Origin of the sequence: Xanthobacter sp. NM-25 (assembly GCF_022138605.1) — a bacterium.
Lineage (GTDB): Bacteria > Pseudomonadota > Alphaproteobacteria > Rhizobiales > Xanthobacteraceae > Xanthobacter.
The window spans coordinates 263,751-278,686 of record NZ_JACBFS010000002.1; the positions used below are offsets into that span (position 1 = coordinate 263,751).

General features: G+C 70.0%; 13 protein-coding genes. 6 read left to right on the forward strand and 7 right to left on the reverse strand.

What is annotated here, in order from left to right; translation table 11 throughout:
* Window positions 1-78 precede the first annotated feature (78 nt).
* From pssA to MEU52_RS07015, 3 genes are all read right to left on the reverse strand, one after another.
* Window positions 79-921, reverse strand: a complete 843-nt coding sequence (gene pssA, locus MEU52_RS07005; protein WP_238120669.1) for a CDP-diacylglycerol--serine O-phosphatidyltransferase — start codon at window positions 919-921, stop codon at window positions 79-81.
* Complete coding sequence (locus MEU52_RS07010; RefSeq protein WP_238120668.1) at window positions 921-1,634, reverse strand: phosphatidylserine decarboxylase; 714 nt, start codon at window positions 1,632-1,634, stop codon at window positions 921-923. Before MEU52_RS07010 ends, pssA begins: the two co-directional genes overlap by 1 nt.
* 341 nt (window positions 1,635-1,975) lie before the next feature.
* Window positions 1,976-2,968 (reverse strand): AraC family transcriptional regulator, encoded by a 993-nt coding sequence (locus MEU52_RS07015; protein ID WP_238120667.1) that lies wholly within the window; start codon window positions 2,966-2,968, stop codon window positions 1,976-1,978.
* Between the two features lie 141 nt (window positions 2,969-3,109).
* Between MEU52_RS07015 and MEU52_RS07020 the strand changes: the two genes are divergently transcribed.
* From MEU52_RS07020 to MEU52_RS07045, 6 genes are all read left to right on the forward strand, one after another.
* The gene (locus MEU52_RS07020; RefSeq protein ID WP_443266158.1) at window positions 3,110-4,783 is read left to right on the forward strand and encodes an acyl-CoA synthetase; all 1,674 of its coding nucleotides are present in this window, start codon (window positions 3,110-3,112) and stop codon (window positions 4,781-4,783) included.
* Between the two features lie 26 nt (window positions 4,784-4,809).
* Window positions 4,810-5,577, forward strand: a complete 768-nt coding sequence (locus tag MEU52_RS07025; RefSeq protein ID WP_238120666.1) for a 3-hydroxyacyl-CoA dehydrogenase — start codon at window positions 4,810-4,812, stop codon at window positions 5,575-5,577.
* Window positions 5,578-5,601: 24 nt separating this feature from the next.
* Window positions 5,602-6,792 (forward strand): acetyl-CoA C-acyltransferase, encoded by a 1,191-nt coding sequence (locus MEU52_RS07030; RefSeq protein WP_238120665.1) that lies wholly within the window; start codon window positions 5,602-5,604, stop codon window positions 6,790-6,792.
* Between the two features lie 201 nt (window positions 6,793-6,993).
* Window positions 6,994-8,121, forward strand: coding sequence for an acyl-CoA dehydrogenase family protein (locus MEU52_RS07035; protein ID WP_238120664.1), 1,128 nt, complete (start codon window positions 6,994-6,996; stop codon window positions 8,119-8,121).
* A gap of 530 nt (window positions 8,122-8,651) precedes the next feature.
* On the forward strand, window positions 8,652-9,833 hold the full coding sequence (locus MEU52_RS07040) for a CaiB/BaiF CoA transferase family protein (RefSeq protein ID WP_238120663.1): 1,182 nt from the start codon (window positions 8,652-8,654) through the stop codon (window positions 9,831-9,833).
* A 270-nt stretch (window positions 9,834-10,103) separates the two neighbouring features.
* Complete coding sequence (locus MEU52_RS07045) at window positions 10,104-10,751, forward strand: FABP family protein (RefSeq protein ID WP_238120662.1); 648 nt, start codon at window positions 10,104-10,106, stop codon at window positions 10,749-10,751.
* A 32-nt stretch (window positions 10,752-10,783) separates the two neighbouring features.
* Here MEU52_RS07045 and MEU52_RS07050 read toward each other — a convergent pair whose 3' ends face one another.
* The 4 genes from MEU52_RS07050 to MEU52_RS07065 form a co-directional block, all read right to left on the reverse strand.
* On the reverse strand, window positions 10,784-11,884 hold the full coding sequence (locus MEU52_RS07050; protein ID WP_238120661.1) for an NAD(P)/FAD-dependent oxidoreductase: 1,101 nt from the start codon (window positions 11,882-11,884) through the stop codon (window positions 10,784-10,786).
* 74 nt (window positions 11,885-11,958) lie between these two features.
* Window positions 11,959-12,735: an ABC transporter ATP-binding protein gene (locus MEU52_RS07055; RefSeq protein WP_238120660.1), complete on the reverse strand. Its 777-nt coding sequence runs from the start codon at window positions 12,733-12,735 to the stop codon at window positions 11,959-11,961.
* A gap of 2 nt (window positions 12,736-12,737) precedes the next feature.
* Window positions 12,738-13,763, reverse strand: coding sequence for a FecCD family ABC transporter permease (locus MEU52_RS07060; RefSeq protein WP_238120659.1), 1,026 nt, complete (start codon window positions 13,761-13,763; stop codon window positions 12,738-12,740).
* Window positions 13,760-14,818, reverse strand: coding sequence for an ABC transporter substrate-binding protein (locus tag MEU52_RS07065; protein ID WP_238120658.1), 1,059 nt, complete (start codon window positions 14,816-14,818; stop codon window positions 13,760-13,762). Before MEU52_RS07065 ends, MEU52_RS07060 begins: the two co-directional genes overlap by 4 nt.
* Window positions 14,819-14,936 lie beyond the last annotated feature (118 nt).

Here is a 14,936-nt window from a genome sequence, read left to right on the forward strand (position 1 = left end):
ACGCGATCAAACTACCGTGAGTCCGGCACCCGCCGGAATCCGGGATAGTCCGTAGCGCCGGCTGCCTCCGCCCACCCCTCAGCCCTGGCCGGCGGGGGGCGCGCTCTCGGCAGCGGCCAGCTCCGCCCGGTGGGCCGCCATCAGGCGACGGTAGCGGATGGTGGAGATGGGCAGCAGGCCCAGATAGATGATGGAGCACACCGCCAGCACGATCCACGGATAGCTGGCCAGAAGGGCAAAGAAGATGGCCACCACCACCAGCAGCGGCAGCACCATGTCGCGGCGGATGCGGCGGCCGATGGTCTTGCCCGACCACGCCGGCACCGTGGAGATCATGAGAAAGCCGATGATGAGGCAGTAGATGAGCGCCAGAGGTGCGCTGATGCCGCCATGGGGCACGCCGATCAGCTCCAGATACACCGGCAACAGCACGGTGATGGCACCGGCGGGCGCCGGGATGCCGGTGAAGAAGTCGGCGGCGAAGGCCGGCTTGTCGGGGTCATCCAGCATCACGTTGAAGCGGGCGAGGCGCAGGGCCGCGCAGATGGCATAGACCAGCGCCGCAATCCAGCCGAATGAGCCGGCCTCGTTCAGCCCCCAGAAATAGAGCATCAGCGCCGGCACGCAGCCGAAATTCACGAAATCGGCGAGGCTGTCGAGCTCCGCCCCAAAGCGCGAGGTGCCCTTCAGCGCCCGGGCGAGGCGGCCATCGATGCCGTCCAGCAGTGCCGCGAACACGATGGCGGCCAGCGCCAGCTCGATGCGCTCCTCAATGGCGAGGCGCACGGCGGTGAGGCCCGAGCACAAAGCCAGCAGGGTCACGAGATTGGGCAGGATGACCCGCAGCGGCACCTTGCCGATGCGCACGAAACGGGGCCGCAGGCCCCCCTCGGGATCCAGCGGGGGAAACAGCGGCGCCATCAGCTCACCCGATAGGCGGTCTCGCGCGGCGCGGGGGCGGCGAGATCGCAGATGAGGGTTTCCCCGGCGGTGGTGAGCTGGCCCTCGGACACCTGAACCTTGGTGCCCGGCGGCAGATAGATATCCACCCGCGAGCCGAAGCGGATGAGGCCGAACCGCTCGCCGGCGCCGATCTCCTCGCCCTCGCGCACGAAACACACGATGCGTCGGGCGATCAGCCCGGCAATCTGCACGATGCCCACCGGCACGGTCTGCGTGCCCACCCGGGTTTCCAGCACCAGGCCGTTGCGCTCATTGTCCTCGCTGGCCTTGTCGAGATCGGCGTTGAGGAAGATGCCGGGCTTGTAGGCGACGCGCAGAATGCGGCCAGTCACCGCCGCCCGGTTCACATGCACGTTGAACACGTTCATGAAGATGGAGACGCGCAGCAGCGGCTCGTCGGAAAGGTCCAGCTCCCGCGGTGGGCGGGCGAGGCCGATCTGCGAGATGCGGCCATCGGCGGGGGCGATCACGAGGCCCTCGCGCACCGGCGTCACCCGCGGCGGATCGCGAAAGAACAACGCGGTCCAGATGGCGAGCCCCACGGCGATCATGCCGAAGAAGGTCGAAACCGACAGCAGCCCGAGGGCGATCACCACCGCGATGGCGATGAAGGGGTACCCCTCGCGATGGATGGGCACCAGGGACTGGCGGATGCTGGCGACGATGGACAATGGGGCCTCCGAAGGACGCCGCGCCGCGTGCGGCACGAACGGCAGAGGTAGTGAGCGCGAGCCGCCGCGTCAAATCTGTCAACGCCGCAGGTGGGGAACGGCCCGGCGGAGTTAGCACGCCAGAGCGGCCACCTCGTCCGCGACGGCCCGATCCGCACCAACCGGCCGACGCCGGCGCGGCCCGGCCCGGCTACGTGCCAACACCGGACGTTCCGGCCCCCTCCCCGGCCCTCCCCCGCAAGCGGGAGAGGGAGTGCGGCGCGGCGCGGGGGCGGAGGCCGTCCCAGGCCGGCGTTCCACGATTGTGCCGGCAACCCACCCTACCGCGAAACCCACCGGCCTCACCCGGCCCGCGCATCGCGGCGGTAGGCGCCGGGGCTTTTGCCGGTCCATTTGCGGAAGGCGCGGTGAAAGGCGCTCGGCTCGGAAAAGCCGAGATGCACCGCCAGCTCCGCCACGTCGCGGTCGCCGTGCCGCAATTCCTCCACCGCCATGGCCCGGCGCAGGTCGTCCTTGATCTCGCGATAGGTCTGTCCTTCGCCGCTCAGGCGGCGGCGCAGGGTGGGTTCCGGCAGGCGCAGCTGGCGGGCGAGGGTGGCGAAGCTCGGCCAGGCGGCGGGCGGGCTCGCCCGCAGGCGGGCGCGCACCTTGGCCACCAGGCCGGCATCATGGCGGTAGCGCACCAGGATGTTGGCCGGCGCCCGGCGCAGGAAATCGCGCAGCGCCCGCTCGTTGCGGATCGCCGGCAGGCGCAGGAAATCCGCATCGAAGGCGAGCACGCTCTCCGCCTGACCGAACCGCACCGGCGCGCCGAAGAACAGACCGTAATCCGCCCCATGGGCCGGCGGACCGCAGCGGAAATCCACCCGCCGCAACGGGATGCGCCGGCCCACCAGCCAGCAGGTGATGCCGTGCACGATGATCCAGAAGGTCCGGTAAGCGAAGGCGGAGCGGGGCGCGCCCGCATCCTTCAGCACGATCTGCGCGAGGCCATCAGCCACCACCAGTTCCCCATAGGGATCGTCCATGACCAGGCGCAGGAAGCGCAGGGCCCGCTTCAGCGCCTGTTCCAGCGTCGCCGCCGACAGGATGGCGTGGCACAGAAGGGTGAAGCTGCCCGAGCGCATAGGCCGCGCCCCCTCGCCGAAGAATTCGTCGTCGATGGTGGCGGCAATGGCGAGCCACAGCGCCCCATAACGCTCCGCCGACACCGGCTCGCGCACCACCGCGGGCAGGCCGGCGCGGGCCAGCAGCGGAGCTTCGTCGATACCGCGGCGGCGCAGGCATTGCAGCGCATCATCGACGAAGCCCGGCGAGATCATGCGCCGTTCCACGGCACGCCTCACGAAACATTGCAAAAACGATCACAGATTTAGTCCAATTTGGTCATCGTATGCCACCCGGCTTCGTCGCTAGATCGCCGAAACGCACAAGGGTCCCCGCCCCATGGGCAGAACCGGGACCAACGGAGGAGCATGATGGCCGACACTCCCAACGCCACCCCCAGCCATGCCGAAGCCGTCCGCGACTTCCGCTTTGAAGATGTCGCCGCCCTCCTCGACGGGGATCTGGACACCGGCATCAACGCCTGCATCGAGTGCTGCGATCGCCATGCAGCCTCCGGCGGCACCATTCTCGACTGGGAAAGCGCCGATGGCCGGCGAGCGAGCTACACCTTCGCCCAGATGAAGGCGCTTTCGGCCCGCTTTGCGAACCTTCTCACCGCCCAGGGCATCGGGCCCGGCGACGTGGTGGCGGGCCTGTTGCCGCGCACGCCGGAACTGCTCATCACCATTCTCGGCACCTGGCGGGCGGGGGCGGTCTACCAGCCGTTGTTCACCGCCTTCGGCCCCAAGGCCATCGAGCACCGGCTGAAGACCTCCGAGGCCAAGCTGGTGGTCACCGACAGCCACAATCGCCCGAAGCTGGACGATCTGGAGAAGGCTCCGAAGGTCGCCCTCGTCACCCGACCTGGCGATGCCGCCCCGCGCCTTGGCGACATCGACTTCCATGCCGAGATGGCCCGCCAGAGCGCGGATTTCGCGCCGGTGCTGCGCAAGGGCTCGGACCTGTTCCTCATGATGTCCACCTCGGGCACCACCGGCCTGCCCAAGGGCGTGCCGGTGCCCCTCAAGGCGCTGCTCGCCTTCACCATCTACATGCGGGACGCGGTGGATCTGCGGCCTGACGACAAGTTCTGGAACATCGCCGATCCCGGCTGGGCCTATGGCCTCTATTACGCGGTCACCGGGCCGCTGCTGCTGGGCCATGCCACCACCTTCTATGATGGCCCCTTCACCGCCGCGACCACCTATGACGTCATCAAGCGACATGGCATCACCAACCTTGCCGGCGCTCCCACCGCCTACCGGCTGCTGATCGCCGCCGGGCCGGAAATGGCGGCGAAGGTGAAGGGTCAGCTGCGCGTGGTCTCCAGCGCCGGCGAGCCGCTGAACCCGGAAGTCATCCGCTGGTTCGCCGAGCATCTCGATGCGCCCATCCATGACCATTACGGCCAGACCGAGCTGGGCATGGTGGTGAACAACCACCACCGCCTGAAGCATGCGGTGCATCCCGGCTCTGCCGGCCATGCCATGCCGGGCTACCGGGTGGCGGTGCTGAACGAGGCCGGCCAAGAACTGCCGCCCAACGTGCCCGGCGTGCTGGCGGTGGATATCGCCAACTCGCCGCTGCTGTGGTTCACCGGCTATTACAAGCAGGAGACCCCGGCCATCGCCGGCGGCTACTACCGCACCGGCGACACGGTGGAGCTGGAGGAAGACGGCCGCATCAGCTTCGTCGGCCGGGCCGATGACGTCATCACCTCGTCCGGCTACCGCATCGGCCCGTTCGATGTGGAAAGCGCCCTCATCGAGCATCCGGCGGTGATCGAGGCGGCGGTGATCGGCAAGCCCGATCCCGAACGCACCGAGCTGGTGAAGGCCTTCGTCATCCTGAAGCCGGGCACCGAGCCCACCGCTGCGCTGGCGGAGGAACTCCAGCAATATGTGAAGCGGCGGCTCTCGGCCCATGCCTATCCGCGCGAGATCGCTTTCGTGGAAGAATTGCCGAAAACGCCGAGCGGCAAGCTGCAGCGCTTCATGCTGCGCAACCAGGAAGCCGCCAAGTTCAAGGACAGCGCCGCCTGAAGCGACGCGACATTTCGGGGGGACCCATGCAGATTCAAGATCGCGTCTTTCTCGTCACCGGCGCCGGCTCCGGCCTCGGCGCCGCCGTCTCCCGCATGCTGGTGGGCGAAGGCGCCAAGGTGGTGGGGCTCGACATCAATGCCGAGGCCGGTGCCACGGTGGCCGCCGAGCTGGGGGAGGCCTTCCGCTTCCAGAAGGCGGACGTGACCAGCGAGGCCGATGGCCTCGCCGCGGTAACGCTGGCGAAAGAGGTGTTCGGCGCCGTGCACGGCCTCGTCAATTGCGCCGGCGTGGCGCCGGGCGAGAAGGTGGTGGGCCGCGAGGGTCCGCACCGGCTGGAGAGCTTCGCCCGCGCCGTCACCATCAACCTCATCGGCACCTTCAACATGCTGCGGCTGGCTGCTGATGCCATCACCAAGGCCGAGCCGGGGCCGGATGGCGAGCGGGGCGTGATCATCAACACCGCCTCCATCGCCGCCTTCGACGGGCAGATCGGCCAGTGCGCCTATGCCGCCTCCAAGGGCGGGGTCGCCGCCCTCACCCTGCCGGCGGCGCGGGAGCTGGCGCGGTTCGGGGTGCGGGTGGTGACCATCGCCCCCGGCATTTTCGAGACCCCCATGATGGCCGGCATGCCCCCGGAGGTGCAGGACGCCCTCGGCAAGGGCGTGCCGTTCCCGCCCCGGCTCGGCCGGCCGCCGGAATATGCGGCGCTGGTGAAGCACATCATCGAGAACATCATGCTCAACGGCGAGGTCATCCGCCTCGACGGCGCGCTGCGCATGCCGCCGCGCTGAACCCGCAACAGGGAGGAACACCCCATGACGGCTTCTGATCCCATCGTCATCGTCGGCTCTGCCCGCACCCCCATGGGCGGCTTCCAGGGCGACTTCAAGGATGTCACCGCCTCCGCCCTCGGCGCCGCCGCCATCGCCGCCGCTCTGGCGCGCGCCGGCGTCGCCCCCGACCAGGTGGAGGAGGTGGTGTTCGGCTGCGTGCTGCCGGCGGGCCAGGGCCAGGCCCCGGCGCGCCAGGCCGGCCTCGGCGCCGGGCTGCCCCTCTCGGCGGGGGCCACCACCGTCAACAAGATGTGCGGCTCCGGCATGAAGGCGGCCATGTTCGCCCACGACCTGCTCACCGCCGGCTCGGCCAGCGTGGCGGTGGCCGGCGGCATGGAGAGCATGACCAACGCCCCCTATCTGCTCGACCGCGCCCGCGCCGGCTATCGCATGGGCCACGGCCGGGTGATGGACCACATGTTCCTCGACGGCCTGGAAGACGCCTATGACAAGGGCCGGCTGATGGGCACCTTCGCGGAGGATTGCGCGGAAGCCTACCAGTTCACCCGCGAGGCCCAGGACGCCTTCGCCATCGCCTCCCTCACCAAGGCGCAGAAGGCGATCACCGACGGCTCCTTCGCCGCCGAGGTCACCCCGGTGACGGTGAAGGCCGGCAAGGTGGAGAAGGTCATCGCCAGCGACGAGCAGCCCCCCAAGGCGAAGCTGGACAAGATCCCCACCCTGAAGCCCGCGTTCCGCGAGGGCGGCACGGTGACGGCGGCCAATTCCTCCTCCATCTCCGATGGCGCGGCAGCGCTCGTGCTGATGCGCCGCTCGGAGGCGGAGAAGCGCGGGCTCACCCCGCTCGCCGCCATCGTCGGCCACGCCACCCACGCCCAGGCGCCGAACCTGTTCACCACCGCCCCGGTGGGCGCCATCGAGAAGCTCGCCGGCAAGACCGGCTGGGACCTGAAGGACGTGGACCTGTTCGAGGTGAACGAGGCGTTCGCGGTGGTGCCCATGGTGGCCATCAAGGATCTCGGCCTGCCGGAGGACAAGGTGAACGTGCACGGCGGCGCCTGCGCCCTCGGCCATCCCATCGGCGCCTCGGGCGCGCGGGTGATGGTGACGCTGTTGGCGGCGCTGCAGAAGTATGGCCTGAAGCGCGGCATCGCCTCCCTCTGCATCGGCGGCGGCGAGGCCACGGCGGTCGCCATCGAACGCCTGAGCTGAGCGGGCGCCAAGCCCTCTCCCACTTGGGGGTGGGAGGGGGAAAGCGGCGCCGCCCGCACCTCCGCCGGAGCGCTTTGCTCCGGCCGGCCGCCCCTCCCCGGCCCTCCCCCGCAAGCGGGAGAGGGGGAGCGGCGATTCAACGCCGATCCCGGCACCTTCAGAACGCGTGCAAGACCAACAAGACCCTTCGAGGAAACCGCCATGCTGCTGCACGACACCCAGACCGAGATCCGCGACGCGGTCCGCGCCTTTGCCCAGGAGCGGCTGGCCCCCGGCGCCGCCGCCCGCGATCGCGCCCATGCCTTTCCCGCGGCGGAGCTCGCCGAGATGGGGGCGCTTGGCTTCCTCGGCATGCTGGTGCCGGAGGCGTATGGCGGCGCCGACACCGATCTGATCTCCTATGCGCTGGCGCTGGAGGAAATCGCGGCGGCGGAAGGCGCCACCTCCACCATCGTCTCGGTGCATTCCTCGGTGGGCTGCGGGCCCATCGTGAAGTTCGGCACCGAAGAGCAGAAGCAACGCTTCCTGCCCAAGCTCGCCTCGGGCGAATGGATCGGTGGCTTTGCCCTGACCGAGCCGCACACCGGCTCGGACGCCGCCGCCATCCGCACCCGCGCCCGCCGCGACGGCGATTCCTATGTGCTGAACGGTGCCAAGCAGTTCATCACCTCCGGCAAGAACGGCCAGGTCATCATCGTGTTCGCGGTGACCGATCCCGAGGCCGGCAAGAAGGGCATTTCCGCCTTCATCGTGCCCACCGACACCCCTGGCTATGAGGTGGTGCGGGTGGAGGAGAAGCTGGGCCAGCATGCCTCCGACACCTGCGCCCTCGCCTTCAACGACATGCGCATTCCCGCCGAGCTGCGGCTCGGCGCCGAGGGCGAGGGGCTGAAGATCGCCCTCGCCAATCTGGAAGGCGGGCGCATCGGCATCGCCTCCCAATCGGTGGGCATGGCCCGCGCCGCGTTCGAGGCCGCCTGTGCCTATGCCAAGGAGCGGGTCACCTTCGGCAAGCCCATCTTCGAGCACCAGGCCATCGGCTTCCGCCTCGCCGACATGGCCACCCGCATCGAGGCCGCGCGGCAGATGGTGCTGCACGCCGCCGCCCTGCGCGAGGCCGGCCGGCCCTGCCTCACGGAAGCCTCCATGGCCAAGCTGTTCGCCTCGGAAACGGCGGAACAGGTGTGCTCGGCCGCCATCCAGATCCACGGCGGCTATGGCTATCTGAACGATTTCCCTGTGGAGCGGATCTATCGCGACGTGCGCGTCTGCCAGATCTACGAGGGCACCAGCGACGTGCAGCGCATCGTCATCGCACGCGCCCTCTGATCGCGAGGAGCGAGGGCGCAGCCTGTCATGCGCCCGCCCCTCGCAGCCGCGCCCCAAAGCCCTCTCCCGCTTGCGGGGGAGGGTTGGGAGGGGGAAGCGACGCTGACGCCCGTACCACCGCCGGAGCGCTCCGCCCCAGCCGCCTGCCCCCTCCGCAGCCCTCCCCCGCACGCGGGAGAGGGAGAGCGGCGGCGGATGGAAGACACGTTCAAAACGAAAGCCACAGGGACCGCCCGGAGGGCCTGCCATGACCGACACGCGACGCCAGCGCTGACATCCAACCCAAGGCCGGCGACGGCGCCGCCCCGTCATGCGCGCTGCCGTCGCCACCCCACCCCAAAGCCCTCTCCCGCCTGCGGGGGAGGGTTGGGAGGGGGAAAGCGACGCTGACGCCCGATCACCGCCGGAGCACGCCGCACCGGCCGGCTGCCCCCTCCCCGGCCCTCCCCCGCACGCGGGAGAGGGAGAGCGGCGGCGGGTGGAAGACACGTTCAACTCCCAATAAACATAAGTCTTTCCGAGGACACGCCATGACCGAGACTCCGACGCCCACTCCGACCGTGCCCGTCGTGCCCCGCTCCGGTCCCCTTCAAGGGCTGCGCGTGGTGGATCTCTCGCGGCTGGCGCCGGGCCCCTATTGCACCATGCTGCTGGCTGATCTCGGGGCCGAGGTGATCGTGGTGGGCGGCGGGCGCGCCGGGGTGGCGATCCCCGAATTGTCGCGGGGCAAGCGCTTCATCGCCCTCGATCTCAAGGCCCCGGCCGGCCGCGCCGCGCTCCATGCCCTGGTGAAGGGCGCTGACATCCTGGTGGAGGGCTTTCGCCCCGGCGTCGCCGAGCGCATCGGTGCCGGTTATGAGGAACTGTCCGCCCTCAATCCGAAGCTGGTCTATTGCTCGGTCACCGGCTTCGGCCAGGAGGGGCCGCGGGCGCTGGAGGCGGGGCACGACATCACCTATCTCGCCCTGTCCGGCGTGCTGGGCGGGCTCGGCCCGAAGGCGGCGCCGCCCACCCCACCCCTGAACCTGGTGGCGGATTTCGCCGGCGGCAGCCTGATGGCGGCGCTGGGCATCCTCGCCGCCGTCATCGAGGCGCAGCGCTCCGGCCAGGGCCAGAAGATTGATGCCGCCATGGTGGATGGCGCCCTCTCCCTGATGGCCATGCACTGGCCCCTGTGGCAGACGCCCCACTGGCCCGCCCGCGGCGACGGGCTACTGGCTGGCGACAAGCCCTTCTATCGCACCTATCCCTGCGCCGATGGCCGCTTCATCGCCGTCGGCGCCCTGGAACGGGGCTTCTTCGAGACCCTGTGGCGCACCCTCGATCTCGGCCCCGTGCCCGACCACATGGCCCGCGCCAACTGGCCGGAGATCGAACGCCGGCTCGGCGAGACCTTCGCCGCCCGGCCGCGCGACCATTGGTCGGCGCTGTTCACCGGCACCGATGCCTGTGTCGCCCCGGTGCTGGAGCCCCACGAGGTATGGCGCGACCCGCATATCGCCGCCCGCCATCCCACCTCCGGCCCCCATGCGGTGCCGGCGGTGCCGGTGCTGTCGCGCACGCCGGCCGTGGCCCACCCGTTGGATGAGACCGACCAGACGCGGGAGGTCCTGACGGCCCTGGGCCTCGCCCCCGCCGTGGTGGAGGCGGCCATCGTCCCGCAGGCCCCCGACCAGCGCACCGGCCTCGACTGGCCGCCCGCCCTGCGCTGACCCGCACCCAGGACGGGCAGCGCCAGAAGACAGACCGGTGCCGGCGCACCATGCCCGCCCGCCATTCGGCAACTCTTGCTTGTATCGACTTTTTCCTGATGGCCGCGGCCGCCCCACCGGCATCGGACGGGTTGTCGGCGCGGGGCTGCACAGCCTAAACAAGCTGAGGCTTGAGCGGATGCCCATCCGCACACGCCTTCACTCGGCAGAGCCACAGGCGCGTGCCCCGGCTCTGGTGAGGATGCCTCAGCTCTTTTGGGATGTTGTTCGATGTCGCAGATACTTGACGACGTTTTCACCGAACCGGATTTCTCGCCCGACACCCTGGCCAACCTCGGCCCGCTGCAGCGCCTGGCCGGCGTATGGCAGTCCGACACCGGCATGGACGTGAACCCGAAGGCCGACGGGCCGGAGCGGCGCGCGTTCAGCGAAGTGGCGAAGATGGAGCCCATCGACCCACAGACCAACGGGCCGCAGCTGCTCTATGGCCTGCGCTACCACATCCACATCACCGCCCCGGGCGAGAGTGGCACGTTCCACGATCAGGTGGGCTATTGGCTGTGGGAGCCGGCCACCGGCCTCATCATGCAGACCATCGCCATCCCCCGCGGCCAGGTGGTGCTGGCGGGCGGCACCGCCAAGCCCGGCGACAAGACGATCACCGTGGAAGCGCGGCGCGGCGACACCCGCTTCGGCATCAGCTCCACCACCTTCCTGGAAGAGGCCTTCCGCACCGATTACTATCGGATCGACATCACCTTCAACGACGATGGTTCGTGGACCTATGTGACCCGCGTCGACCTCGCCGTCCGCGGCCAGGAGCCGGTGTTCAACCACACCGACACCAACACCCTGCGCAAGATCCTGCGGCCGCGCCCCAACCCCATGTCGGCGTCGACCCTGGAAAGCGCGGACTGAGCCTATTGGCCCCGGCCTTCGACCGGGGCCTTTCAGCTCGCCAGCTCCGCCACCCGATCGCCAATGGCGAGGCAGCTGGTGAGGCCAGGGGATTCGATGCCGAACAGGTTGATGAGACCGGCAACCCCGTGCGTCTCGGCGCCCTGCAGCACGAAATCCGGCGTCGCGCCCTCCGGCCAATCGAGCTTGGGGCGGATGCCGGAATAGCCCGGGCTCAGATCCTCGGCCCGCAGCTGCGGCCAATAGCGCTGGATGGAGGCGAGGAACGGCCCCTTGCGGGCCGGGTCCACCTCGTAATCGCGGCTCTCCACCCATTCCACATCGGGCCCGAACCGAGCCTGGCCGCCGAGGTCCAGCGTGAGGTGGGTGCCGAGCCCGCCCGGCTCCGGCACCGGATAGATGAGGTGGCGGAACGGCACCTTGCGGGCGCAGGTGAAGTAATTGCCCTTGGCGAACCTCGGCGTCGGCACATGGCGCGCATCAAGCCCCGAGATGCGCGCGGCCACCGCCGTGGCGTCGAGGCCGGCGCTGTTCACCAGGAGGCGGCAGCCCAGTGTCAGCGGGTTGTCACCGCCGGCGCGCACCGCGAAGCCCGTGCCCGTCACCTCCGCGCGCTCAAACGGGGCGGCCAGCGCCACCATGCCGCCGGGGGCTTCCAGATCGCCTTGCAGCGCCAGCATGAGGCCGTGGGAATCGACGATGCCGGTGGAGGGGGAGAGCAGCGCCGCATGGGCCGTCAACGCCGGCTCCAGCGCGTGGACCTCGGCCGCGTCGAGCAGGCGCAGGTCGTCCACCCCGTTGGCGTGGCCGGTGGCCTGCAGCTTTTCGAGATAGGCCACCTCATCCGGCCCATTGGCGACGATGAGCTTGCCGAGCCGCGCATGGGGCACCCCATGGCTGGCGCAGAAATCATAGAGCGCGGCCCGCCCGGCCACGCACAGCTGCGCCTTGAGGCTGCCCGGGGCATAATAGATGCCGGCGTGGATCACTTCCGAATTGCGGGCGCTGGTGCCGGTGCCGATGGCGGTCTCCGCCTCCAGCACAATCACCTCCCGCCCCGCGCGCGCCAGCGCCCGGGCCACCGCCAGCCCCACCACGCCGGCGCCGACGACAATGCACTCCACCTGATCCATGCGCCCCATCCGTCTGTGTCACCGGCCCGGCACAACGGGCATGGGGCCGATGTCGCCCACCCGCGCCGCGGCGGTCAAGGGCGATCGGCGCGGGTGAAGCAGACGGTGCGGCCCTCCACCTCGCCCACCACCACGGAGCGGTCGTAGAGGTGACCAAGGGTCGCCGCGTCCAGCACGCGGCCCACCGGCCCGGCGGCCATGAGCACGCCGTCGCGCAGCATCGCCACATGGCTGCCGATGGCGAACACCTGATCGGGATGATGGGTGGAGAACAGCACCGCCAGCCCCTCCCCCGCGAGCTCGGCCAGGAGGCTCAACACCCGGTCCTGATTGGCAAAATCGAGGCTGGCGGTGGGCTCGTCCAGCACCAGGATGCGCGGCTCCTGGGCCAACGCCCGGGCGATGAGCACCAGCTGCCGCTCGCCGCCGCTGATGGCGGTGAAGGGTCGTTCCGCCAGTGCGCTGATGCCGACGCGGGCGAGCGCCGCATCCGCCGCCGCCAGATCGGCCGCGTCCGGCCGCGCGAACAGGCCGTGGCGGGCCACCCGCCCCATGAGCACCATGTCGCGCACCGGAAAGGCGAAGGCGGCCGGCGCGCTCTGCGGCACGAAGCCGAGCACGCGGGCGCGGCGCGCCGCATCCCACTGCTCGAGCCGGGCGTCCTCCACCCACACGGCGCCCGCCAGCGGCCGGCGCAGCCCCACCAGAGTCTTCAAAAGCGTGGTCTTGCCCCCGCCATTGGGACCGAGCAGGCACAGCACCTCACCGGCATCGAGTGCCAGGTTCACCCCATGCCCCACCGACCGGCCGTCATAACCGTAGGCGAGATCGCGTGCGCGGAGCAGAGCCATGCTCACCCCCATCCCCGGCGCGAGGTGGCCAGCAGCCACAGGAACACCGGTGTGCCCACCAGCGCGGTGAGCACGCCGAGGGGAATCTCCACATCGCTGGCGCCGCGCGCCACCGTATCCACCAGCAGCAGGAAGGCGCCGCCCCCGAGCGCCGCCGCCGGCGCCACCCGGGCAAACGCCGGGCCCACCACCAGACGCGCCAGATGGGGCACCACCAGCCCCACCCAGCCGATGATGCCGGCGATGGAAACGGCGGTGGCGGTGAGCAGGGTGGCGGCGCCGATCACCATCAGCCGCACCCGGCGGGCATCGACGCCGAGCGCCCGCGCCTCCTCCTCGCCCAGGGTCATGATGTCGATGCGCCAGCGCAGCAGCAACAGCGGCAAGAGGCCGATGACGAGCGCCGGCGCCAGCAGCGCCAGCTCCTTCGCCTGCACTCCGGCGAGCGAGCCCAGCAGCCAGAAGGTGATGGCGGGCAACTGGTTATAGGGATCGGCCAGCACCTTCAAAATGGAGATGCCGGCGGAAAACAGCGTGCCGATGACAATGCCCGCCAGCACCAGCACCAGCAGCGGCTCGTGCCCGCGCACCAGATAGGCGACGCCGTAGACGGTGGCCACCGCCAAGAGCCCGCCAGCGAACGAGGTCGCCTCCACGCCGGCCACGGGCAGCGCCAGGAAAATGCCGATCACCGCCCCCAGCGCCGCGCCCGAGGAGACGCCGAGAATGTCCGGCGACACCAGCGGATTGCGGAACAGGCTCTGGTAGGCGGCCCCGGCGGTGGCGAGGGCGGCGCCGACGCCGGTGGCGGCCAGAATGCGCGGCCCGCGGATGTTCTCGATGACCGCCACCACTACCGGCGCCGGCGCGGGGCCGAGGTCGAGCCGCCAGCACGCCCAGGCCCAAAGCCCCGCGCCGCCGATGGGGTAGGCCCCCACCGCGAACGCGCCCGCCGCCAGCAGCGCCAGCCCCGCCGCGCAGCCCACCCAGAGCCAGACCGAGCGCCCGGAGCGCGTCGACAGGCTCATCGAAAGGCGGCCTTCGCCAAAAGCGCATCCAGCTCGGCGCCGCTGAGCGTGTGGTGGTAGAACAGGCGATAGAAATCGCGCGCCTCGGCAGGGATATCGAACCGCATCTGCGCAGGGAACAACAGCTGCGCCAGCCAGATCACGCCCATGACCCGGTTCACCGAGGGGGGATAATCCACCCAGGGGAATGGCAGCTGCGGGGTCAGCACCACCTTGCCCTCCCGTACCGCGCGCAACGCACCCCACAGGGGATCATCGCCCATGCGGGCGAACAAAGCCGGGTCGAGCACCACGATCACATCGGGATCGAAGCGCAGCAGCTGCTCCATGGAAACGGTGACGAGGCTGCCACCGCCCAGCGCCTCCCCCACCACATTGCGGCCGCCGGCGGCCTCCACCGCCTCCACATTGATAGCCCCGGCCCGGGCGCTTTCGAGCCCGGTGGTGCCGCGCGCCAGATAGACCTTCGGCCGCGCCGCCTCCGGCACCCGCGCCAGCCCGTCCGTCACCGCGCGCAGGCGGTTCTCGATCCACGCCGCCCGCGCCTCCGCCAGCGCCGGCACGTCCAGCGCCCGCCCCAGGGTGCGATAGGAGGCGGGCAGAGCCGCCAGATGCCCGTCGAGCAGCAGCACCGGCACGCCGGTCGCGCCCTGCACCCGTTCGGCCAAGGACACATAGGTGCCCGATGTCATGCCGACATCGACGACCAGATCGGGCCTGAGGCGCAGCAGTGTCTCCAGATTGGCATCGCTCCCGCGCCCCCCGAGCCAGCCCAGCGACGGCTTATCCGCATGCGGCCCGAGATAGGCCAGTGCCTCCGGTGCGGGCGTGCGGGTCCAGCCGAGCAGCCGCTCGGGCACGAGGGAATAGAGCACCAGACCGGCCGGCGGGCCGGCGGGGAAAACCCGCATCACCGGCGCAGGCACCTCCACCCGGCGACCGGCGCCATCCATGAGCTCCAACGCCGCGACGGTCCGGACCGACTCGAGACAGCACAGCAGACCCACGACCGCCACCGCCACGCCCACCCGCTGGACCCGAGCGAAAATCGCCAAATGACCCTCCACCGCGAAAATGACAAAATTTTATCATTGTTTTACATGTAGATATAAAATTCAGACACAATTGTTACCCCAAGGTTATTGCCCGATGCAAGCGCTTCGCTATATATCA

Excerpts from the sequence above, each read along its gene's own strand:
- pssA (WP_238120669.1), bottom strand. The coding sequence starts at position 921 with ATGGCGCCGCTGTTTCCCCCGCTGGATCCCGAGGGGGGCCTGCGGCCC.
- MEU52_RS07035 (WP_238120664.1), top strand. The coding sequence starts at position 6,994 with ATGCTGCTGCACGACACCCAGACCGAGATCCGCGACGCGGTCCGCGCC.
- MEU52_RS07040 (WP_238120663.1), top strand. The coding sequence starts at position 8,652 with ATGACCGAGACTCCGACGCCCACTCCGACCGTGCCCGTCGTGCCCCGC.
- MEU52_RS07020 (WP_443266158.1), top strand. The coding sequence starts at position 3,110 with ATGATGGCCGACACTCCCAACGCCACCCCCAGCCATGCCGAAGCCGTC.
- MEU52_RS07045 (WP_238120662.1), top strand. The coding sequence starts at position 10,104 with ATGTCGCAGATACTTGACGACGTTTTCACCGAACCGGATTTCTCGCCC.
- MEU52_RS07050 (WP_238120661.1), bottom strand. The coding sequence starts at position 11,884 with ATGGATCAGGTGGAGTGCATTGTCGTCGGCGCCGGCGTGGTGGGGCTG.
- MEU52_RS07030 (WP_238120665.1), top strand. The coding sequence starts at position 5,602 with ATGACGGCTTCTGATCCCATCGTCATCGTCGGCTCTGCCCGCACCCCC.
- MEU52_RS07055 (WP_238120660.1), bottom strand. The coding sequence starts at position 12,735 with ATGGCTCTGCTCCGCGCACGCGATCTCGCCTACGGTTATGACGGCCGG.
- MEU52_RS07060 (WP_238120659.1), bottom strand. The coding sequence starts at position 13,763 with ATGAGCCTGTCGACGCGCTCCGGGCGCTCGGTCTGGCTCTGGGTGGGC.
- MEU52_RS07025 (WP_238120666.1), top strand. The coding sequence starts at position 4,810 with ATGCAGATTCAAGATCGCGTCTTTCTCGTCACCGGCGCCGGCTCCGGC.